The sequence below is a fragment of the Pseudomonas saxonica genome (genome assembly GCF_007858365.1).
In the GTDB taxonomy this organism is placed as follows: domain Bacteria; phylum Pseudomonadota; class Gammaproteobacteria; order Pseudomonadales; family Pseudomonadaceae; genus Aquipseudomonas; species Aquipseudomonas saxonica.
Genome location: NZ_VFIO01000005.1, coordinates 19,999 through 41,016, shown reverse-complemented (window position 1 = coordinate 41,016; position 21,018 = coordinate 19,999). Strand labels below are relative to the sequence as shown.

The window sequence follows — 21,018 nt, the reverse complement described above, 5'->3', positions numbered from 1 at the left end:
AAAAGTCAACAGGTGTAAAAGAAACTACTTGGGCGAAAGCTCACGTAAGTGACGCGCGACTGCAATCCATGCACCGATATACCCTAACAGCACCGCGCCAAGCAAGAGAGATAGACCATCGGCCACCGGCACTCCTGCCAAAGCAAAATTACTGCCATACAGCCCAGCCAAACCGACAACCGCGTCGTTAAGCCAGTTCAAGCCAAATGCTAAAACGCCCCAGGAAAGCACCCCAGCGCCAAGGCCGTACAGCGCACCCATATAAAGAAACGGCCTACGAACATAGCTATCAGTGCCACCGACCAGCTTGATCACTTCAATTTCAATACGACGATTCTCGATATGCAGACGAATCGTATTACCGATCACCAGCAGCAACGCCGAGACCAGCAGCACCGTCAAACCAAACACAAAGCGATCACCCAATTTCAGAATGGCCGCAAGGCGCTCGACCCAGACTAGATCAAGTTGCGCCTGTTGCACCTTCGGCAACTCAGAAAGTCGTGTACGCAAGGCTTCAAGGGCGGCTTTATCGACCTCATCCGGGGTTACCAGAACCACACCCGGCAACGGGTTGTCGGGGAGCTCTTTCAGCGCTTCGCCCAGGCCGGACTGGGCCTGGAACTCTTCGAGGGCTTTGTCCCGGCTGATAAATTCAGCGTCAGCTACCCCAGCCATACCTTTTATCTGATTACTCAGTTGCTCGCCTTGGTCGTTGCTCGCATCCATCTGCAAATACAACGAAATCTGCGCCGCACGCTGCCAGGAACCTCCCAAGCGTTCCACGTTGTTGAGCAATAGCGACAACCCCATGGGCAAGCTCAGTGCAACAGCCATCACCAAACAGGTAAAAAAGCTGCCAATCGGCTGCTTGCCCAAGCGGCGCAGACTGTCCAGCAAACTGGCACGATGGGATTCAATCCAGGCACTGAACAGCATGCTGAAACCGGGACCATCATCCTCGTCATGCTTTTTCTTGGGTGGCTGCGGATCTGCGGCCTTTGGCGCCACGCGCTCGGAAACCTTGGGGCTGCGAGTCGCACTCATTGCGCAGCCTCCCCGTCGCCGATCAAACGCCCGCGCTGTAACGTCAGCATGCGATGACGCATGCGGGCGATCAGGGCCAAATCGTGACTGGCAATCAGCACGCTGGTGCCCAAACGGTTAATGTCTTCAAAAACGCCCATAATTTCTGCCGCCAAACGTGGGTCCAGGTTGCCGGTGGGTTCATCGGCCAGCAACAATGCTGGACGATGAACGATGGCCCGGGCAATCCCGACACGTTGTTGTTGGCCTGTGGACAAGTCGCCAGGGTACAGATCGGTTTTATCCGACAGCGCTACGCGCTCTAACGCGGAATCAACGCGTTTGGCGATTTCGGGCTTGGACAAGCCGAGAATCTGTAGCGGCAAGGCGACGTTATTGAATACCGTGCGATCAAACAGCAGTTGGTGGTTCTGAAACACCACGCCTATCTGACGACGCAGAAAAGGAATCTGTGCGTTGCTGATCTGGCCAAGATCCTGCCCCGCCAACAGCAACTTACCGCTGGTCGGGCGTTCCATCGCCAACAACAGTCGCAGCAACGTACTTTTACCTGCGCCGGAGTGACCGGTCACAAACAGAAATTCACCGCGACGAACCCGGAAACTCAGTTCGTGCAGGCCCACATGTCCATTTGGATAGCGTTTACCGACCTGCTCGAAACGAATCATGGGCGCTCCCGCTCCGCAAACAGAGCCTGGACAAAGGGCTCGGACTCAAAGTCGCGTAGATCATCAATGCCTTCGCCGACACCGATGTAACGAATTGGAATATTGAACTGCTTGGCCAGCGCGAAGATCACCCCGCCTTTGGCCGTACCATCGAGCTTGGTCAGCGCCAGCCCCGTCAGCGCCACGGTCTGGTTGAATTGCTTGGTCTGGCTGATCGCGTTCTGGCCCGTACCGGCGTCAAGCACCAGCAACACCTCGTGCGGCGCGTCTTCATCCAGCTTACCCATGACCCGGCGAACTTTTTTCAGTTCTTCCATCAAGTTGTCTTTGGTATGCAGACGCCCGGCGGTGTCGGCGATCAACACATCAATGCCGCGTGCTTTGGCGGCCTGCACTGCGTCAAAAATAACGGAGGCCGAATCAGCACCTGTGTGCTGGGCAATGACCGGGATGTTGTTGCGCTCACCCCATACCTGCAATTGCTCAACGGCCGCAGCACGGAAGGTATCACCCGCTGCCAGCATGACTTTCTTGCCTTCGAGCTGAAGTTTCTTCGCCAGTTTGCCGATGGTGGTGGTTTTACCTGCACCATTGACGCCCACCACCAAAATGACGAACGGTTTGTTCTGCGATTCGATTTTCAGTGGCTGCTCGACCGGCTTGAGCATGGCGGCCAGTTCGTCCTGCAAGGACTTGTACAACGCATCCGCGTCGGTCAATTGCTTGCGGGCAACCTTTTGCGTCAGATTCTTGATGATGACCGATGTGGCCTCAACGCCTACGTCTGCCGTCAGCAGGCGGGTTTCAATCTCGTCCAGCAAGTCGTCATCAATGGTCTTTTTGCCCAGAAACAGGCTGGCCATACCCTCGCCAATGCTGGCGCTGGTTTTCGACAGGCCTTGTTTGAGGCGGGCAAAGAATCCGACTTTGGTTTCAGCAGCCACCTGAGGCACGGGGGCTGGCGACTCGACAACAGGCGCAACCACAACGGGCTCTGGCACCACCACAGGCTCGACTACAGCAACTGGAACAGGCTCTGGCTCTGGCTCTGGCTCTGGCTCTGGCTCTGGCTCTGGCTCTGGCTCTGGGGTGACAGGCTCAACGAATATCGGCGCTTCCTCAACCACAGGTTCAGGGATTGGCGGCACGATATGCGGCGCCTGCACGTCCTCAACCAGTGCAACAGGCTCTTCAGGCACCGGCAACGGCGGCCACGGCTGTTGCTCGATGGCAGGCGTTGTCACTTCAACCACTTCAGGCGTCGTCTCGACAACCACCTCGGTGGTTTCGATCAACGGCTCAGGCGTGATCTCGGGGGCAGGTACAGGCTGTTCGACGACGGTTTCCTGCGGCTTTCTGCGCAGCCATCCGAACAGGCCTTTTTTCTCACCAGCCGCAGCTGGGTTCTTCTTGTCGTCATTGGAACCAAACATGGAGGACGGCTATCTCATCGTAGCGACGCGCCACTGTGGCGCCCCGGCAAATAATAATGGGTGTGACAAAGACTATTTATTTGTCAGCTTGTTCGCACAAAACAAGTTCAGAGGGGAAAAAACACCTCTGAAATTTCGTTCTAACGCGGATATTCAGGGGGAAAATCGGCAAAAAACCGCAACTTCCCTGCATACCCCCCACAGTTCTGGACAAGCTCCTATACTGCCCGATCAAACATCGCCTGATCGTCAAAAGCTTGATAGGCGTGGCCGCCAGTAAAACGGATCAGTATCCTAGCACCTCCTCACCCGCCGACGCTAAGGCCAAGCGGACAGCCCAACAGGTTTAAAAACGAATGAATGCTCTAGCCCGCCGCGCTGCTGGCCTGTTGTTCAGCACAGTTTTAGTATCGCTTTCGGCCATCGCGGCCGAACCACAGCCGACCCATGAGTTTCGTCTGGACAACGGCCTTAAAGTCATCGTGCGCGAAGACCACCGCGCCCCTGTGGTGGTCTCTCAGGTCTGGTACAAAGTGGGCTCCAGTTATGAGACCCCGGGCAAGACCGGCCTGTCACACGCACTTGAGCACATGATGTTCAAAGGCAGCAACAAGGTCGGCCCCGGTGAAGCCTCGCTGATCCTGCGCGATCTCGGCGCTCAGGAAAACGCCTTCACCAGTGATGACTACACCGCTTACTACCAAGTACTGGCCCGCGACCGACTGGGCGTCGCCTTTGAACTCGAAGCCGACCGCATGGCCAGCCTTCGCTTGCCGCCAGAAGAGTTCAAACGCGAGATCGAAGTGATCAAAGAGGAGCGCCGCCTGCGCACCGACGATCAACCGATGAGCAAAGCCTTTGAGCTGTTTACCGCCATGGCCTTTCCGTCCAGCGGTTATCACACCCCGACCATCGGCTGGATGGTTGACCTGGAGCGCATGAGCGTCGGCGAACTGCGCGCCTGGTATGAAGAATGGTACGCACCGAACAACGCCACACTGGTGGTGGTAGGTGACGTGACGCCGGATGAAGTCAAATCCTTGGCTCAGCGCTACTTCGGCACTGTCCCCAAGCGTGACATCCCTATTGCTAAAATCCCCCTGGAGCTGGCCACCCCCGGCGAGCGCCTGCTCAAGATCCACGTACAGACTCAGCTGCCAAGCCTGATGCTGGGCTTCAACGTACCGAGCATTGCCACCGCCAAAGACCCGGTGAGCGCCAATGCCTTGCGCCTGATTTCGGCGCTACTGGACGGCGGCTACAGTGCTCGCATGCCGACCCAATTGGAGCGCGGCGAAGAACTGGTGTCCGGTGCATCGTCCAATTACAACGCATTCACCCGTGGCGACAGCCTGTTTATGCTTTCGGCAATGCCCAACAGCCAGAAAAAAGTCACCCTGGCCCAAGCTGAAGCCGGCTTGTGGCGCTTGATCGATGACCTCAAGAAAACCCCGCCTACGGCCGAAGAGCTGGAGCGTGTACGTGCCCAGGTCATTGCCGGGCTGGTCTACGAGCGCGACTCGATTAACAGCCAGGCCACTTCGATTGGCCAACTCGAAAGCGTCGGTCTGTCATGGAAGCTCATGGACACCGAACTGCAAGACCTGCAAAAGGTGACGCCAGCCGATATCCAGCAAGCGGCCCGCACTTACTTCACTCGCGAGCGCCTCAGCGTTGCGCATGTACTGCCTGAGGAGAAAACCCATGAGTGAGCGTAAAGGTCCACGCTACGCCCTGCTCGGCCTGAGCGCCGCCATTCTGGTCGGGGTGCTTGGCTATTACTTCGCCAACCCCGGTGAGTCGGTTGCCAGCCAAGCCCTCGATCAAGCCAAAACCGAGCACAAGCTCGAATCTCTGGCTGAACTGGACGGCAAGGCTCCTAGCCATCGCGCCCTGAATGTTCAAACCTGGAAAACCGCCGAAGGCTCTAAAGTGCTGTTCGTTGAAGCGCGGCAACTACCGATGTTCGACGTGCGCCTGACGTTTGCAGCCGGCAGCAGCCAGGACGACAACACGCCCGGTCTGGCTTTGCTGACCAACGCCATGCTCAATGAAGGCGTAGCAGGTAAAGACGTCGGCGCTATCGCTCAAGGTTTTGAAGGCTTGGGCGCCGACTTCAGTAATGGTGCCTACCGCGACATGGCCGTTGCTTCACTGCGCAGCCTGAGCGATGTGGATAAACGCACCCCCGCACTGAACCTGTTTGCTGAAGTGGTTGGCAAACCCACCTTCCCGGCCGATTCTCTGGCACGGATTAAAAACCAGTTGCTCGCCAGCTTTGAGTACCAAAAGCAGAACCCCGGAAAACTGGCCAGCAACGAGTTGTTCAAGCGTTTATACGGCAACCACCCGTATGCGCACTCCAGTGATGGCAATGCCGAAAGCATCACCTCAATCACCATCGACCAGCTCAAGGCTTTTCATAACAAGGCCTACACCGCCAGTAATGCCGTGATTGCCATCGTGGGTGATTTGTCTCGCGAAGAGGCCGAGGCCATCGCAGCTCAAGTATCTGCCGCACTGCCCAAAGGCCCTGCTGTTGCCAAAACAGCAGAACCGACAGAGCCTAAAGCGGGCCAGACCCATATTGAATTCCCGTCCAAGCAAACCCACTTGCTGCTCTCGCAATTGGGCATCGACCGTGATGACCCCGACTATGCGGCCCTGTCATTGGGTAACAGCATCCTGGGTGGCGGTGGTTTCGGCACCCGCTTGATGACTGAAGTGCGTGAAAAACGCGGCCTGACCTATGGCGTGTATTCCAGCTTCAACCCCATGCAAGCGCGCGGCCCGTTCATGATCAATCTGCAAACACGTGCCGAATTGAGTGAAGGCACGCTCAAGCTGGTGCAAGACATTCTGTCTGACTACCTGAAAGAAGGTCCGACGCAAAAAGAACTCGACGATGCCAAGCGTGAACTGGCTGGCAGCTTCCCGCTGTCCACCGCCAGCAACGCAGCCATCGTCGGCCAACTGGGCGCAATGGGCTTCTACGATTTGCCTTTGGACTATCTCGAAACCTTCATGAAGCAGTCTCAGGACCTGACGAAAGAGCAGGTCAAGGACGCCATGAACAAGCACCTGAGCGCCGACAAAATGGTCGTAGTGACCGCCGGCCCGACCGTGCCGCAAAAACCACTGCCACCTCCTACCGATAAACCTTCAGAGCAACCTCTTGGGGTTCCGGAGCATTAATGGCAAAGCCAAAAAACACATCGCACTCAGGTGCAGGTCAGTTACGCATCATCGGCGGGGAATGGCGCAGCCGCAAGCTCGACTTCCCCCATGTAGAAGGCCTGCGCCCAACGCCGGACCGTGTACGTGAAACCCTGTTCAACTGGCTGGCCCCAACTATCATTGGCGCCAAGGTTCTGGACGTGTTTGCGGGCAGCGGCGCACTGTTTTTCGAAGCACTGTCACGCGGTGCTGCCAAAGGCGTTGCGCTCGACAGCAGCCGCGATGCGATTTCCAACATTCGCGAAAACATGGGCCTGCTGCGTTGCACCGTAGGTGAGGTTCAGCAAACTGATGCGCTGCGCTTTCTGGACGCAACTCCGAGCGACACTTTTGATGTTGTATTCCTTGACCCTCCATTCAACAAGGAACTGCTGAAGCCGGCGTGCGACTTGCTGGAACAACGCGGATGGTTGACGGACAACGCCTGGATTTACACTGAAAGCGAACGCCGTCCGTCTGAGCTGGGCCTGCCTGCCAACTGGCGCCTGCACCGTGAGCAAAAAGCCGGCGGCGTAAACTACGCCCTGTGGCTGCGCGAAGCGCCGCAGTCGCCGATCGCCGAGTAACACCGAAACAACGTGGGAGCTGACCTGAGCAGCTCCCACGCCCTTGTCCATATCCCCTATATATCTACCGCCCCCCGCCTCAAGCGCTGACGCATCCTGCCTGTTCACTATAAACGGACGTGTTTAAACACTTCCTCGAACAACGGAATGTGAAAAATGACGCTATCTACTCCAAGTGTGACCTGTGAGTTCACCCTCGATAACGGCTTGAAAGTCATTGTGCGTGAAGACCACCGCACGCCTGCGATCTGCGCAACGCTCTTGCATAAAGCGGGCACCCGTAACGAACAACCGAATCAGCGCGGTGTGGCGTATATCACCGGGGGCGCCGCTTTCAAGGATAAACAACGCCTGCAAAACATCGGGGCGCTAGCCAATGGCTGGCTCGACTACGATGTCAGCACCTACAGCCTCGAAGCGCCTCGCGTCGCCATTCAGCATGTGCTGGAACTGCTGGCGGCCAGAATGCAACCGCCTGTTCTGTCAGAAGATCGCCTGAAGGTCGGTATTCAGAAAACAAAAGAAATGGAGCTGGCTGAACCTTATTTCAGCTCTGACCTATGGATCACGCCCGAATTTGAATCCCTCATTTTCCCCCACGCAGGCCCAGCGTTTAAATTCGGCGATGTCGACGATCTTGAGCAGCTCACGGTGAGCGATGTGTTGCTCTGGCATGAACAGCACTACGCTCCCAACAACTCTGTATTGGTGATTGTGGGCGATACCTCGCTTGAAGAAGTCCAACCGCTGGTCCAGCGAATCTTTGCCACAGCCCCACGCATCGCCCCTCTCACACCAACGAATCCGATACCTGCCCCGGTTTACGAAGGTGAGCGCAAAATCACTCAGTATCTCGATACTCCGTTTCCACGCTTGCAAATGGCGATCAACACACCGAGCCTGGCAACCGCCTCTGAGCCACTCGATATTCCTGCCCTGCAAATCATCAGCGCATTGCTGACCTCGGGCCCAGAGGCCTGGATTCCTCGCCTGCTTATGGAAGACAGTGAAGCACTGAGCAGCGTGGTTTCACGCTTGCCAGCCTATCGCCTTGAAGACGACCTCCTGTTGATTGCCCTGACCACCAGCGAGCACAACGCGGTGCCCCTGCCGCAAATTCAGGAAAACATACAGGCCCTGCTTGAAACGCTGAAAACAACTCCGCTCGATGATCAGACGCTGGAATATGGTCGCGCCCAAGCGCTAGCTCATCTCGAAAGCCTGGACACTCTCGAAATGCAAGGCTCAATCATTGGCAACCTCGAGGTCATCGGCCAACCTTGGCAACTGATTGACACCCAAGCCCAGGCGTTACACAGCGTGACCTCCAAGGATATTCAACGTGTCGCCAATGCCTGGTTTACACCTGAACGCATGAGTGTGGCGCACATATTTGCGCGTAAGGCTTGATCCTGTGCGGCCGTGGTGAACTCGCAGCGGTGGTACAAAGTTGGTGCCTGCGATAAACCCCGGCCAGGCAGGGCTCTCCAATGCAAGCTAAAACGTACATACCACTGGGCAACGCTTGGCCAACACACTAAATTTGGGCGTCGACCACTCTTGTGGCAACTTATTACACAACACCGAATTCGCCGTCCCGATGAGACCCTAAGTGCCCCTATCAGCAACCCCTACATCGCCGCTTGAACCCTTTGCGCCAGCCTTTGGCCTCGGAAATCCCCATGTACAAACACTTTGGGGCCCCCTGTGGCGTACCAAACCGACCGTTGAGCACCAACGTGAACGGCTGTGGCTCGAAGATGGCGACTTTCTCGACCTGGACTGGTTAGGCACGCCCACAGCCCATGCGCCAGTGGTACTGGTGCTGCATGGACTCACCGGCTCTTCGGGGTCGCACTATGTAGTGGGCCTGCAAACAGCTCTTGCCAAGCGTGGCTGGACCAGCGCGGCCCTGAACTGGCGCGGCTGCTCCGGCGAACCTAACTTGCTGACCCGAAGCTATCACTCGGGCGCCAGCGAAGATCTGGCTGAAGTCGTGGGGCAATTACGGGCCCGGTATCCGCTGGCACCGCTGTATGCCGTCGGCTATTCATTGGGCGGTAATGTATTGCTCAAATACCTCGGTGAAAGTGGCAGTGACAGCGGCCTGCACGGCGCTGTCGCGGTTTCCGTACCGTTTCGGCTTGATCAGTGTGCCGACCGCATCGGACTGGGGTTTTCCAAGGTCTACCAGGCGCATTTCATGCGCGAGATGCTGGACTACCTGAGAAAAAAACAACGCCAGTTCCATCACGACGCCAAACATGAAGATCTGGCGACCTTGAGCCGCCTGGGAACGCCGCAATCACTCGGCAAGATGCGCACTTTCTGGGAGTTCGATGACCGTGTGACAGCCCCACTTAACGGCTACATCAATGTGGCTGACTACTATCGGCGAGCTTCGAGTCGTTATTACCTGAAGTCGATTGAAACACCGACCCTGATCATCCATGCCGAAGACGATCCGTTTGTGTTCAAACACAGCATCCCTGACGCTGATGAGCTGTCAGCCTCCAGCTGCCTGGAGCTGCACGCCCAGGGTGGGCATGTGGGCTTTGTTGAAGGCAGCCCACGTAAACCGGTTTACTACCTTGAAAGACGTATTCCGCAATGGCTGGCCGCGCTACAGGCATAGCGCCGCCACACCACAATCACCCCATAAGCGTTCTTAAGCTCCGGTAGCAATCTCTCGCTGCGGGTCGTTGATCCACTCGCTCCACGAGCCGGCATAGAGCTTACCTACCGGATACCCCGCCAACGCCAATGCAAACAGGTTATGGCACGCGGTGACGCCCGAGCCACAGTAGGCCACCAACTCCTCTGGCGAACGCTCACCCAGTTGCTCGGCAAAACGCTGTTTAAGTTGCTCGGCAGGCAAGAAGCACCCGTTGCTGTCGAGATTTTCGCTGAAGGCTGCGCATTGCGCGCCCGGAATATGCCCGGCAACCGGATCGATAGGCTCAACGTCACCACGAAAACGCGCCTCAGCCCGCGCATCAATCAAGGTCAGCCCAGCACTGCCCAGGCGCTCCAGTAATTGCTCGGCGCTGATCAACAAACGGTCATCCGGTTTGCCATTGAAGGAGCCACGTGGCCGTGACACGGCGTCAATACTCAAGGGAAAACCAGCGGCATGCCAAGCCTTGAGCCCGCCATCCAGAATAAATACACCGTCGCGCTTGCCCAGCCACATCAATAACCACCACGCCCGAGCAGCAAAAGCGCCGGGGCCGTCATCATAGAGCACCACATCGCTGTCTTCGTTGATGCCCCACGAGCGCAATTGCTCAAGCAAGGTCTGAGCGTCAGGCAGCGGGTGACGGCCTGTGACACCTTTGCTCACAGGACCACTGAAATCACGTTCCAGGTCCGCGTACTGAGCACCTTCAATATGCCCTTCGGCATAGCTGCAACGCCCATAGTCCGGGTCTTCAAGCGCAAAACGGCAATCAAGGATAATCAGGCCGGGCTGCTCCTGACGATCCTTCAGGGCTTGGGGGCTGATCAATTGCGCAATGGGCATGGTGAACTCCTGTGGTGGGTGAAAGGCTGTTAATGATCGTCCAGCGTGTGATTAAGCGGGACGTAAAATTCCTTGATGAGCTCATCGACTTCAGCACGGGCGTGTTCGGTGGTAAATCCTGAAGTCAGCTCGAGCACTTGATACACCCCGCGCTTGAGCGCCTGCTCACTGAGCGAGTCGCTGTTTTCGCGGGTCGCACACAGGAAACCGATCCAGGAGGTGAGAATGATCCAGGCATTGAGGGTCAAGGACTCGACTTGCTGCGAGCTCATTCGCAGGATGCCGGCCTCAACAAAATTATTGTAAATAGCCTGCGCTTGAGCCAGGCACGCCAATGAAAAGCGGCGGTAACTGGCCGCCAACTCAATGTCACTGCGCAGCAAATGCTCAATGTCCCGGTAAATGAAGCGATAGCGCCACATGGCATCCAGCAGTTGCTGCAAATAATCGCGCTTGTCGGAAACGACGACTCTGCGCCCTTTCGGCGGATGTAGAAAGCCCAGTACCAACGCTTCAAATTCAGCGAACAGCACCGAGATAATCGCCTGTTTATTGGGGAAGTGGTAATACAGGTTGCCCGGAGAGATCTCCATATGGGCCGCAATGTGATTGGTGCTCACACTGCGCTCACCCAACTGGTTAAACAGCTCCAGACTGGTCTCGACAATACGCTGGCTGGTTTTGATTCGGGAGGTCATGAGCCGGATCTCAATGAATTACGAAAGGCATCTTACGGCTTAACGAGGGGCACGATAAACCAAAGGCTCCGTCCCGTTTGACAAGTGTGCCAGCACGACCTAAAAGCAATCGAGCCTACTTAAGTCTGGAGCACGCCATGCCTGTCGTCAGCGCCCTCTATCAAGCGCCTGCTACCCCTATAAGTGAACTCCAGACTCTGCTCGACCGACAACGCCTGGCGTATGGCGCTGATCCGTACCCGCCCCTTGAGCATCGCCAGCAATGGTTAAAAAGCCTACGCCAAATATTAAGTGATGAGCGGGAAGTGTTGATTGACGCCATCAGTCAGGATTTCAGCCACCGCAGCCCGGACGAGACCCTGTTCGCCGAGTTGATGCCAAGCTTGCACGGTATTGATCACACCCTCAAACACCTCAAGCGCTGGATGAAGCCTTCACCCCGGCACGTTGGCGTCATGTTCCAGCCCGCCAGCGCCAAAGTGGTGTATCAACCTTTAGGGGTCATCGGCATTATCGTGCCGTGGAACTACCCGCTGTACTTGGCTATTGGCCCTCTGGTGGGAGCGCTGGCGGCAGGTAACCGAGTCATGCTCAAGCTCAGCGAATACACCCCGGCCACCGGGCACTGGCTCAAAGAGTTGCTGGGGCGCATTTTCCCCGAGGACAGGGTGGCTGTGGTGTTGGGCGAAGCCGATGTGGCCGTCGCTTTCTCAGGGCTTGCGTTTGATCATTTGCTGTTCACCGGTTCTACCCATGTGGGCAAACAGGTGATGCGCGCGGCCGCAGAAAACCTGACCCCGGTAACGCTGGAGCTGGGCGGCAAATCCCCCGCCATCGTATCGGCTGACGTACCGCTCAGAGAGGCCGCGCAACGCATTGCCTGGGGCAAAACCCTGAATGCCGGGCAAACCTGCATTGCGCCTGATTATGTGCTGGTGCCACACAACAGAGTCGAAGGCTTTGTCGAGGCCTATCGCACGGCGGTTCATGGTTTTTATCCGACCCTGACAGATAATCCGGACTACACCGCCATCATCAACGAGCGGCAGGTGGCGCGCCTCGAAAGCCTGCAAACGGACGCCGAACGTAAAGGCGCCCGGTTGCTTACGTTGTATGACCACGGCCAGGGACGGCGCATGCCTCATGCGTTATTGCTGGACGTCAGCGACGACATGCAAGTGATGCAGGAAGAAATCTTTGGTCCGCTGCTGCCCATTGTCACGTATCACCGTCTGGACGAAGCGCTGGCCTACATAAATGCCAGACCACGCCCGTTAGCGCTTTATTACTTTGGGTACAACAAGGCGGAACAGGAACACGTCATTCAGCACACCCACTCCGGTGGCGTGTGCATCAACGAGACGCTGCAACACGTGGCCATCGACGACCTGCCATTTGGTGGCGTCGGGCCTTCAGGCATGGGGCATTACCACGGCCATGAAGGCTTTTTAACGTTCAGCAAAGCCAAAGGTGTGTTGATTAAACAACGATTGAACAGTTCGATGGCGGCCTACCCACCTTACGACCGACAACGGGTGCGACTGGTCCAGAAGCTGTTTATTCGTTAGGCACAGAATCTCTCGGCAACGGCTCTGGCGGCCCATAAGCCTCCTAAAATCTGCGAAAAAGGAGGCTTTTTGCCACGTCTATAGTGCTTTCTTCTGCGAATGGCGACTTGGCCCACCGGTAAGGCTGCGATACCATCCGACTCCCCAACGGATTCCCGCCAGGACGACGCGATGAACCGAGTGTTGTACCCAGGTACATTTGACCCTATTACCAAGGGCCACGGCGATCTGGTCGAGCGCGCCTCGCGCCTGTTCGATCACGTGATCATTGCTGTCGCTGCCAGCACCAAGAAAAACCCGCTATTCCCTTTGGAACAGCGCGTTGAGCTGGCACGTGAAGTCACCAAGCACCTGCCCAATGTTGAGGTAGTCGGCTTTTCGACACTGCTTGCCCACTTCGCCAAAGAACAGAACGCCAACGTGTTTTTGCGTGGCTTGCGGGCGGTCTCTGACTTTGAATACGAGTTCCAGCTGGCGAACATGAATCGTCAATTGGCGCCGGACGTCGAGAGTCTGTTTCTCACCCCTTCTGAGCGCTATTCGTTTATTTCGTCGACATTGGTCCGTGAAATTGCGGCATTGGGCGGCGATATCAGCAAATTTGTGCACCCGGTTGTGGCTGACGCCCTGACCGAACGCTTTCGCAAGAAGTAACCGCTGAAGCGGCGCCCGCGTGCACTACGGGCGCCAATGCGGCACAATTGCGCGCATTCGATTTCAGTTGCCCGGGCTGACTGCCCCGGCCGGAGTACCCATGTCCCTGATCATTACCGACGATTGCATTAACTGCGACGTCTGCGAACCCGAGTGTCCGAACGCCGCGATTTCACAAGGAGAAGAGATCTATGTGATCGACCCTAACCTGTGTACTCAATGCGTAGGCCATTACGATGAACCGCAATGCCAGCAGGTGTGCCCGGTAGACTGCATCCCACTGGATGAAGCCCACCCGGAAACCGAAGAGCAATTGATGGCCAAATACCGGGCAATTACCGGTAAAGCCTGAAGCAGCCTGCTTTCGTAGCAGCTGCCGAAGGCTGCGTCCGGCGACGAAGTCGTCGTAAATTCGCAGACTTCGATTTATCAGGCACACCGAGAGCTGGGGTTTTACGATCGCTTCGCAATCGGACGCAGCCTGCGGCAGCTGCTACGGGGTGGAATGCTAACGCGGTTACTTTTGGCAACGCGGGCAGAATACGCTGGCGCGCTGACCCAGTTTGACTTCGCGCAACTCAGTGCCGCAGACCTTGCACGGCTCGTAGCCTCGGCCGTACACAAACAGCTCTTGCTGGAAGTATCCCGGCTGGCCGTCACCGCCAATGAAGTCGCGCAAGGTGGTACCACCGCGCTCAATGGCCGCGGCCAGAATTCGCTTAATCTCAATCGCCAACTTCACATAGCGCGCCCTGGAAATGCTCCCCGCCTCGCGACGCGGGTCGATGCCTGCCGCAAACAGCGCTTCAGTCGCGTAGATATTGCCCACACCTACCACCACTGCGTTGTCCATGATGAACGGTTTGACTGCCATTGAACGCTTGCGCGACATCTGAAACAGCCGGTCACCCTCAAACAGATCGGTCAGCGGTTCCGGCCCCAGCTTCGCCAGCAATGCGTGGTTGAGCGGGTCAAGACTCCAGAGCATCGCCCCAAAGCGCCGCGGATCGGTGTAGCGCAAAGCCAGCCCAGACTCCAGTTCAATGTCCACATGCTCGTGCTTGGCCGCCGGTAAACCGGCCTCCACCAGACGCAAATTGCCAGACATGCCCAAATGACTGATCAGCGTGCCCACCTCAGCGTTGATCAGCAGGTACTTGGCACGGCGCTCGACCTTGATGATCTTCTGCCCCGACAAACGTACATCCAGATCTTCCGGAATTGGCCAACGCAGGCGTCTTTCACGCACGACCACCCGACTGACCCGCTGCCCCTCAAGATGCGGAGCAATGCCACGCCGGGTTGTTTCGACTTCTGGCAGTTCAGGCATTTAATGCACCCCCAAGTCGCGAATACTTTCTTTCAGGTTGTCAAAGTCATACTCGGACAACCCCACGTAATCCAGTACCAAGTGGCTGATGCTGTTCCACTCATGATCATCACGCTGATTACCCAGCACATGGTGCGAGGCACAAATATGCTCGGCCATCTTCAACGTAGCCAGCAGGTTTTTTAGCTGGCTTTGGCGTGACGAATCATCACTGAAAATTGCCAGCGCATTGTGGTGATTGGCAATGGCGTGCGTCAGGTGTTCAGGCAAGCGCCAGGACTTGGCCGTGTAGTAACCCACCACGGCATGATTGGTGTTGAAGTGCCTGTTTTCAATGTCCACCACGCGGCTATCGGGCCCGGCATCGGCATAGCCCTGTTCCAGCACACGCATGTAATCGGGGAAGCGCTTGAGCATCAACGGGATGCCGCAATCGTGGAACAAGCCTAATGCATAGGCTTCATCCACCGCCTGAGTGCCCGTGCGCTTGGCCAGCGTCATGCTGGTCATGGCTACATCCTGCGCGGAGTCCCAAAAACGGTTGAGGGTCACGATGGTGTCATCACTCATCTCGCCCTTGATCGACTGCGCATTGATCAAATTGATCACGGTACGGCTGCCCAGCAACGTCACGGCCCGACGAATGGAGGCAATTTTATTGGTCAGGCCGTAATACGGCGAGTTGACGATTTTCATCAGCGCACCGGACAACCCCGGGTCTTGAGCGATCAAACCGGCGATCACCTCCAGATCAGGGTCGGGCATGTATTGCTCCATCTGCAAGTCCACCATGATTTGCGGCTGAGGCGGTACGCTGATGCCTTGCAGGGCAACGCTGATCTGTTCGGATGAAAGCTCGGGAGGCATGGGGACTCACTCTGGAATAGCGGGCGATTCTAGCGGAATTCTCTGACCCCGAGGGCAGGTAATCCGACGCAATACCGCGAATCAACTGAGCTTGAAGGCCGTGTCTAAGGCTATAATCGCGCCCTTTTCAATACCCGGAGCGACGTCATGTCCCTGCCAAGCCTGCGCCTTAAAGCCAATGCCGATCGACGCCTGCGCGCCGGCCACTTGTGGGTCTACAGCAACGAAATTGATGTAGCCGCCACCCCACTTCACGGTTTCAAGGCCGGTGATCAGGCTGTGCTCGAAGCAGCCGGCGGCAAGCCGCTGGGCATCGTGGCCATGAGCCCGAACAACTTGATCTGTGCGCGCTTGTTGTCGCGTGACGCCAAACTGCCTTTGGACAAGTCGCTGTTGGTGCACCGCCTGAACGTGGCCTTGTCCCTGCGCGAGCGTCTGTTCGACAAGCCTTTCTACCGCCTGGTGTACGGCGATTCCGATTTGCTGCCGGGTCTGGTGGTTGATCGTTTCGGCGACATTCTGGTGGTGCAACTGGCTTCTGCCGCGATGGAGCAGCACAAAGCTGACGTGATCGCAGCGCTGGTTCAAGTGCTCAAGCCAAGCGGCATCCTGTTCAAGAACGACTCAGCCGCCCGTGATGCGGAAGGCCTGGAGCGTTATGTTGAAACCGTCTTCGGTCTGGTGCCGGAGTGGGTGGCGCTGGAAGAGAACGGCGTGAAGTTCGAAGCACCGGTGATCGCCGGCCAGAAAACCGGCTGGTTCTACGACCACCGCATGAACCGCGCGCGTCTGGCCCCGTACGTTAAAGGCAAACGTGTTCTGGACTTGTACAGCTACATCGGCGGCTGGGGTATTCAAGCTGCGGCCTTCGGCGCCAGCGAAGTCTTCTGTGTAGACGCTTCGTCGTTTGCACTGGACGGTGTTGAACGCAATGCTGCACTGAACGGCTTTGCCGAGAAAGTGACTTGCATGGAAGGTGACGTGTTTGAAGCCCTCAAAGAGTTGAAAGCCAACGAAGAGCGTTTCGACGTGATCGTGGCCGATCCGCCTGCCTTCATTAAGCGCAAGAAAGACATCAAAAACGGCGAAGGTGCTTATCGCCGCCTGAACGAGCAAGCCATGCGTCTGCTCAACAAGGACGGGATTCTGGTCAGTGCTTCGTGCTCGATGCATTTGCCTGAGGATGACCTGCAAAACATCCTGCTGACCAGCGCTCGCCATCTGGATCGCAACATGCAGTTGCTGGAGCGCGGCGGCCAAGGCCCGGACCACCCGGTGCACCCGGCCATTGCAGAAACCCGTTACATCAAGAGCATCACCTGCCGTTTGCTGCCTAACAGCTAAAGCAAACTCGAACCCGTAGCAGCTGCCGCAGGGGGCGTGCGATTACGCAGCAATCGTAAAGTCTGAGTTCCCGGTTTTCCTGATAAACCAAAGGCTCCGACTTTTCGACGGCTGCGCCGCCGGACGCAGCCTGCGGCAGCTGCTACGGTTTTCTCGGGTCGAGTATCTCGTCTTCCACCTGCAACGATTGATAGCGTGGTTTGACCACCTTCACGTCCCCCTGACGAATCTTCTCGATCAACGCCTGCGCGTTCTCGACACTGTCATAGCTCCCGGCTCGCTGCCATGAGCCTTGTGCGTCACGCTTGAAAAACTCAGGCACGGCATAGCCTGTACGTTTGGATACCTGCAACACTTCGTCCCGCCCATCCTGATCCAGATCCACCGCCCACAACACACAGCCTTCAACGCGACACGCAGGGTTGCTGAGCTTCGGGCTGTCGAATTGTTCGCTGCCTTCAACCTTCGGGCCGATCCACTCGACGACACGTTCACCCGAGCGGCGGGTGCCGGTTTCAGCTTCTTTGAGGCGCTTCAGCAATACCTGCCGCGCCTCCGGTGTCAGCACCTGCCCCTGCTCGGCCTGAGCCAGCAAAGTCTCATACGCCAGCCTTCCGGGCGCTCCCATACGATTTCGCAAGGTATCTGCATCAAAGCTTTCAACCGGGGTTTTGCCCTCAAGCAGCCTCTGCACCTGATTCTTCGCGCTGAACTGTAATGGGCTGAACCAAGGCGTATGAATCACCAGCAACAGCAACACCGTCATCAACGCAATCGCCGGGTTACTGGCACGTAAAGGTTCCAGCCATGGGCGCCGTGGCGCAACCACCGCCCACACCGCCGCCAGACCATGAGCGAACATCACGCCCACCAGCAGCATCGCCAGCAAGCGGCTCGGAGTGAGGCCATATTGTTCGATGCGCAGCCACGTGGAATACCCGGCCAACCCGACGAGCACTGGCAAGCACAACAGGCACAGGTCGACCAAGCGCAGCAGCCAGACCGGATAACCACTGCTCTGTGCGCCGTCTTGAAAGACTCCGTTCAACAGAAACAGATTGGCGGCCACCAGGCATAGCAAGATCGTCGTCGAGTAACCCGTGGCCCAAATCGGCGCCAGCCCGGTAAAGGGCAAAGTGAAGGTGAACACGATGACGATCAACGCACTCAGTGGCAGTAATACGCGACACAGCGTTAGCAAAATGCCGCGCAGCATGCCAATTACCCGATCATTGTCGCGACCCATGTTCACGCCCAGCGCAAACACCATCGCCGATGCGATGTATATGAAGCCGTCGCTTGAAAACAGATTATTGAGCGCAACAATGCCGAGCATCTTGAACAAACTGCCCCATAACAGCAGCAGCGCCCAAAACACCGCGTTCAGCAGCAAGCCCAGCAACACGATAAAAACGGTGTCCCACGCATGGCGGAACAGATCTTCGTAGCGGGGGGCGAGCCCTTCACGGGTGGGCCAGCTCAATATGAAAGCGGTGCAAATGTAGGCAATCACCACTGCAAAACAGGTCCAGCTACCGGGCAGCCAATTACCGGGGCGGCCGGTATCGTCTCCTTCCCAAAACACCCAGGCACTGATCGCCGTCATCACCACGGTCAGCCCTAGCACCAGCCAGCCCGTGCCACGCCGCCGAATGTGGTCGCCCAACAGCAGCAGGTTAATGCCGCCCACCAGCACGGCCGTGACCAAGGCGAACTTCATACCCGGCTCAGCGATAACACTGGCCATCCATAGCAACAAACCTTGTGCCAGACCTATCGATAGCGAGGTTTTGGCAGAACGGTTGAGTGTCAGCATGGTGAATCCTTTTCGAAGAACAGCACCTGCGCACTCTACCCCCATTCCCTCCAGCTATCAGCCGTGTAGAATCGACGCATTCATCGCCAATCATCCCCGGCGGGTTTATGAGCTCAAGCCCAAGCACGCGGCGATCCCGCAGTGTTTACGGCAACTCGCGGATACGTGGTCATTTTCTGTGTGATCCGCCTGTCATTAGAAGCTCACTTCCCTGTTTGTTACCTGATTAGCCGCCCGGAGTTGTTCCATGCCTGACTATCGTTCGAAAACCTCCACCCACGGCCGCAACATGGCCGGTGCCCGCGCTTTGTGGCGCGCCACGGGGATGAAAGATGCCGACTTCAAGAAGCCGATCATCGCCATTGCCAACTCCTTTACCCAGTTCGTACCCGGCCATGTCCACCTCAAAGACATGGGCCAACTGGTGGCCCGCGAGATCGAACGCGCCGGCGGCGTTGCCAAAGAATTCAACACCATTGCCGTCGACGATGGCATCGCAATGGGCCATGACGGCATGTTGTACTCGCTGCCGAGCCGCGAAATCATCGCCGACTCCGTGGAGTACATGGTCAACGCCCACTGCGCTGACGCCATTGTGTGCATCTCCAACTGCGACAAAATCACCCCTGGCATGCTGATGGCCTCGTTGCGCCTCAACATTCCGGTGATTTTCGTGTCGGGCGGGCCGATGGAAGCGGGCAAAACCAAGCTCGCCAGCCACGGCCTCGATTTGGTAGACGCCATGGTCATCGCCGCCGACTCCAGCGCTTCTGACGAGAAGGTTGCCGAGTACGAGCGCAGCGCATGCCCGACCTGTGGCTCATGTTCCGGCATGTTCACCGCCAACTCGATGAACTGCCTGACCGAAGCCCTTGGCCTGGCCTTGCCCGGCAACGGTTCGGCACTGGCTACCCACAGCGACCGTGAACAATTGTTCCTGCAAGCCGGGCGCACCATCGTCGACCTGTGCCGCCAGTACTACGTCGAGAATGACGAATCGGTATTGCCCCGCAACATCGCCAACTTCAAGGCGTTTGAAAACGCCATGACGCTGGACATCGCCATGGGCGGTTCCACCAACACCATCCTGCACTTGCTGGCCGCCGCCCAAGAAGCCGAAATCGACTTCGACCTCAAAGACATCGACCGCCTGTCACGTCATGTACCGCAGCTGTGCAAAGTGGCGCCAAACATCCAGAAGTACCACATGGAAGACGTGCACCGTGCAGGTGGCATCTTCTCTATTCTGGGTTCGCTGGCCCGTGGCGGCTTGCTGCACACCGAACTGCCGACTGTTCACAGCAAGACCATGGCCGAAGGCATCGCCAAGTGGGACATCACCCAGACTGACGATGAAGCCGTGCACACCTTCTTCAAGGCAGGCCCGGCCGGCATCCCGACGCAGACCGCGTTCAGCCAGTCGACCCGCTGGGAAACCCTGGACGACGACCGTGAAAACGGCTGCATCCGCAGTGTTGAGCACGCCTACTCACAAGAAGGCGGCCTGGCCGTGCTGTACGGCAACATCGCGCTGGATGGCTGCGTCGTTAAAACCGCAGGTGTCGACGAGTCGATCCACGTGTTTGAAGGCAACGCCAAAATTTTCGAAAGCCAGGACAGCGCCGTTCGCGGCATTCTGGCTGACGAAGTGCAGGCCGGTGACATCGTGATCATTCGTTACGAAGGCCCGAAAGGCGGCCCGGGCATGCAAGAAATGCTCTACCCGACCTCGTACCTGAAATCCAAAGGTCTGGGCAAAGCGTGTGCCTTGCTCACCGATGGTCGTTTCTCCGGCGGCACCTCAGGCCTGTCTATAGGCCATGCTTCACCGGAAGCCGCTGCGGGCGGTGCGATCGGGCTGGTGCAGGACGGTGACAAAGTGCTGATCGACATTCCTAACCGTTCGATCAACCTGCTGATCAGCGACGAAGAAATGGCGGCGCGCCGTGCAGAGCAAGACAAGAAAGGCTGGAAGCCGGTGGAAGTGCGTCCGCGCAAAGTCACCACGGCACTGAAGGCCTACGCCTTGTTGGCGACCAGCGCTGACAAGGGCGCTGTACGTGACAAAGCCTTGCTGGACAAGCTGGTGCCTTAAGACCTCACGCAGCAACAGAATCCCGGCCCCGTGCCGGGATTTTTTATGGGCGTATTAATCACTTATTCCCAAAACCTAGCTCCCCATTCCACATCGGTATATTTGCCGATATTTCAACCTGTTAGGCTTTCTGGTTCGCAATTGTTGCATCCAAAGACTGGTACAAGTCGCC

The 21,018-nt window shown here is 57.2% G+C and carries 19 protein-coding genes; 11 read left to right on the top strand and 8 right to left on the bottom strand.

Annotated elements, in window-relative coordinates; genetic code table 11:
- Positions 1 to 24: 24 nt before the first annotated feature.
- The 3 genes from ftsX to ftsY are packed head-to-tail and all read right to left on the bottom strand — an operon-like array spanning position 25 to position 3,148.
- Positions 25 to 1,047 carry a permease-like cell division protein FtsX gene (ftsX, locus tag FJD38_RS14095; protein ID WP_122785507.1) on the bottom strand — a complete coding sequence of 341 codons (1,023 nt, stop codon included), beginning with the start codon at positions 1,045 to 1,047 and terminating at the stop codon, positions 25 to 27.
- Entirely contained in the window at positions 1,044 to 1,715 is a 672-nt protein-coding gene (gene ftsE / locus FJD38_RS14090; protein WP_122785508.1) for a cell division ATP-binding protein FtsE, read from the bottom strand. The genes ftsX and ftsE overlap by 4 nt, the downstream gene beginning before the upstream one ends.
- Entirely contained in the window at positions 1,712 to 3,148 is a 1,437-nt protein-coding gene (gene ftsY / locus FJD38_RS14085) for a signal recognition particle-docking protein FtsY (RefSeq protein WP_146385842.1), read from the bottom strand. Before ftsY ends, ftsE begins: the two co-directional genes overlap by 4 nt.
- Here ftsY and FJD38_RS14080 point away from each other — a divergent pair.
- The 6 genes from FJD38_RS14080 to FJD38_RS14055 all read left to right on the top strand — a co-directional run bounded on the left by FJD38_RS14080 (position 3,147) and on the right by FJD38_RS14055 (position 9,586).
- Positions 3,147 to 3,428: a hypothetical protein gene (locus tag FJD38_RS14080; RefSeq protein ID WP_146385841.1), complete on the top strand. Its 282-nt coding sequence runs from the start codon at positions 3,147 to 3,149 to the stop codon at positions 3,426 to 3,428. The two genes, ftsY and FJD38_RS14080, sit on opposite strands and share 2 nt — an antisense overlap.
- A gap of 76 nt (positions 3,429 to 3,504) precedes the next feature.
- A complete protein-coding gene (locus FJD38_RS14075; RefSeq protein WP_122785510.1) occupies positions 3,505 to 4,860 on the top strand; it encodes a M16 family metallopeptidase in 1,356 nt (451 codons plus the stop codon).
- Positions 4,853 to 6,343 (top strand): M16 family metallopeptidase, encoded by a 1,491-nt coding sequence (locus tag FJD38_RS14070; protein WP_146385839.1) that lies wholly within the window; start codon positions 4,853 to 4,855, stop codon positions 6,341 to 6,343. The genes FJD38_RS14075 and FJD38_RS14070 overlap by 8 nt, the downstream gene beginning before the upstream one ends.
- A complete protein-coding gene (gene rsmD, locus FJD38_RS14065) occupies positions 6,343 to 6,951 on the top strand; it encodes a 16S rRNA (guanine(966)-N(2))-methyltransferase RsmD (RefSeq protein WP_122785512.1) in 609 nt (202 codons plus the stop codon). The genes FJD38_RS14070 and rsmD overlap by 1 nt, the downstream gene beginning before the upstream one ends.
- Positions 6,952 to 7,107: 156 nt before the next feature.
- The gene (locus FJD38_RS14060) at positions 7,108 to 8,361 is read left to right on the top strand and encodes a M16 family metallopeptidase (RefSeq protein WP_146385837.1); all 1,254 of its coding nucleotides are present in this window, start codon (positions 7,108 to 7,110) and stop codon (positions 8,359 to 8,361) included.
- A gap of 202 nt (positions 8,362 to 8,563) precedes the next feature.
- On the top strand, positions 8,564 to 9,586 hold the full coding sequence (locus tag FJD38_RS14055; protein WP_146385835.1) for a hydrolase: 1,023 nt from the start codon (positions 8,564 to 8,566) through the stop codon (positions 9,584 to 9,586).
- A 33-nt stretch (positions 9,587 to 9,619) separates the two neighbouring features.
- On the opposite strand, the gene FJD38_RS14050 is transcribed toward FJD38_RS14055, so the two are convergent.
- On the bottom strand, positions 9,620 to 10,474 hold the full coding sequence (locus FJD38_RS14050; protein WP_122785515.1) for a sulfurtransferase: 855 nt from the start codon (positions 10,472 to 10,474) through the stop codon (positions 9,620 to 9,622).
- A 29-nt stretch (positions 10,475 to 10,503) separates the two neighbouring features.
- Complete coding sequence (locus FJD38_RS14045) at positions 10,504 to 11,172, bottom strand: TetR/AcrR family transcriptional regulator (RefSeq protein WP_122785516.1); 669 nt, start codon at positions 11,170 to 11,172, stop codon at positions 10,504 to 10,506.
- A gap of 137 nt (positions 11,173 to 11,309) precedes the next feature.
- Between FJD38_RS14045 and FJD38_RS14040 the strand changes: the two genes are divergently transcribed.
- From FJD38_RS14040 to FJD38_RS14030, 3 genes are all read left to right on the top strand, one after another.
- Positions 11,310 to 12,740 carry a coniferyl aldehyde dehydrogenase gene (locus FJD38_RS14040; RefSeq protein WP_122785517.1) on the top strand — a complete coding sequence of 477 codons (1,431 nt, stop codon included), beginning with the start codon at positions 11,310 to 11,312 and terminating at the stop codon, positions 12,738 to 12,740.
- A 171-nt stretch (positions 12,741 to 12,911) separates the two neighbouring features.
- The gene (gene coaD / locus FJD38_RS14035) at positions 12,912 to 13,394 is read left to right on the top strand and encodes a pantetheine-phosphate adenylyltransferase (protein WP_019409197.1); all 483 of its coding nucleotides are present in this window, start codon (positions 12,912 to 12,914) and stop codon (positions 13,392 to 13,394) included.
- A gap of 100 nt (positions 13,395 to 13,494) precedes the next feature.
- Positions 13,495 to 13,746, top strand: a complete 252-nt coding sequence (locus tag FJD38_RS14030; RefSeq protein ID WP_122785518.1) for a YfhL family 4Fe-4S dicluster ferredoxin — start codon at positions 13,495 to 13,497, stop codon at positions 13,744 to 13,746.
- A 165-nt stretch (positions 13,747 to 13,911) separates the two neighbouring features.
- Here FJD38_RS14030 and mutM read toward each other — a convergent pair whose 3' ends face one another.
- Entirely contained in the window at positions 13,912 to 14,724 is an 813-nt protein-coding gene (gene mutM / locus FJD38_RS14025) for a bifunctional DNA-formamidopyrimidine glycosylase/DNA-(apurinic or apyrimidinic site) lyase (protein ID WP_122785519.1), read from the bottom strand.
- Entirely contained in the window at positions 14,725 to 15,591 is an 867-nt protein-coding gene (locus FJD38_RS14020; protein ID WP_146385833.1) for an HDOD domain-containing protein, read from the bottom strand.
- Between the two features lie 147 nt (positions 15,592 to 15,738).
- On the opposite strand from FJD38_RS14020, the gene FJD38_RS14015 reads away from it, so the two are divergent.
- A complete protein-coding gene (locus FJD38_RS14015) occupies positions 15,739 to 16,935 on the top strand; it encodes a class I SAM-dependent rRNA methyltransferase (protein WP_122785521.1) in 1,197 nt (398 codons plus the stop codon).
- Between the two features lie 142 nt (positions 16,936 to 17,077).
- Here FJD38_RS14015 and FJD38_RS14010 read toward each other — a convergent pair whose 3' ends face one another.
- The gene (locus FJD38_RS14010) at positions 17,078 to 18,751 is read right to left on the bottom strand and encodes a DUF4153 domain-containing protein (RefSeq protein WP_146385831.1); all 1,674 of its coding nucleotides are present in this window, start codon (positions 18,749 to 18,751) and stop codon (positions 17,078 to 17,080) included.
- Between the two features lie 247 nt (positions 18,752 to 18,998).
- On the opposite strand from FJD38_RS14010, the gene ilvD reads away from it, so the two are divergent.
- Complete coding sequence (gene ilvD / locus FJD38_RS14005; protein WP_122785523.1) at positions 18,999 to 20,846, top strand: dihydroxy-acid dehydratase; 1,848 nt, start codon at positions 18,999 to 19,001, stop codon at positions 20,844 to 20,846.
- The last annotated feature ends 172 nt before the right edge of the window (positions 20,847 to 21,018 follow it).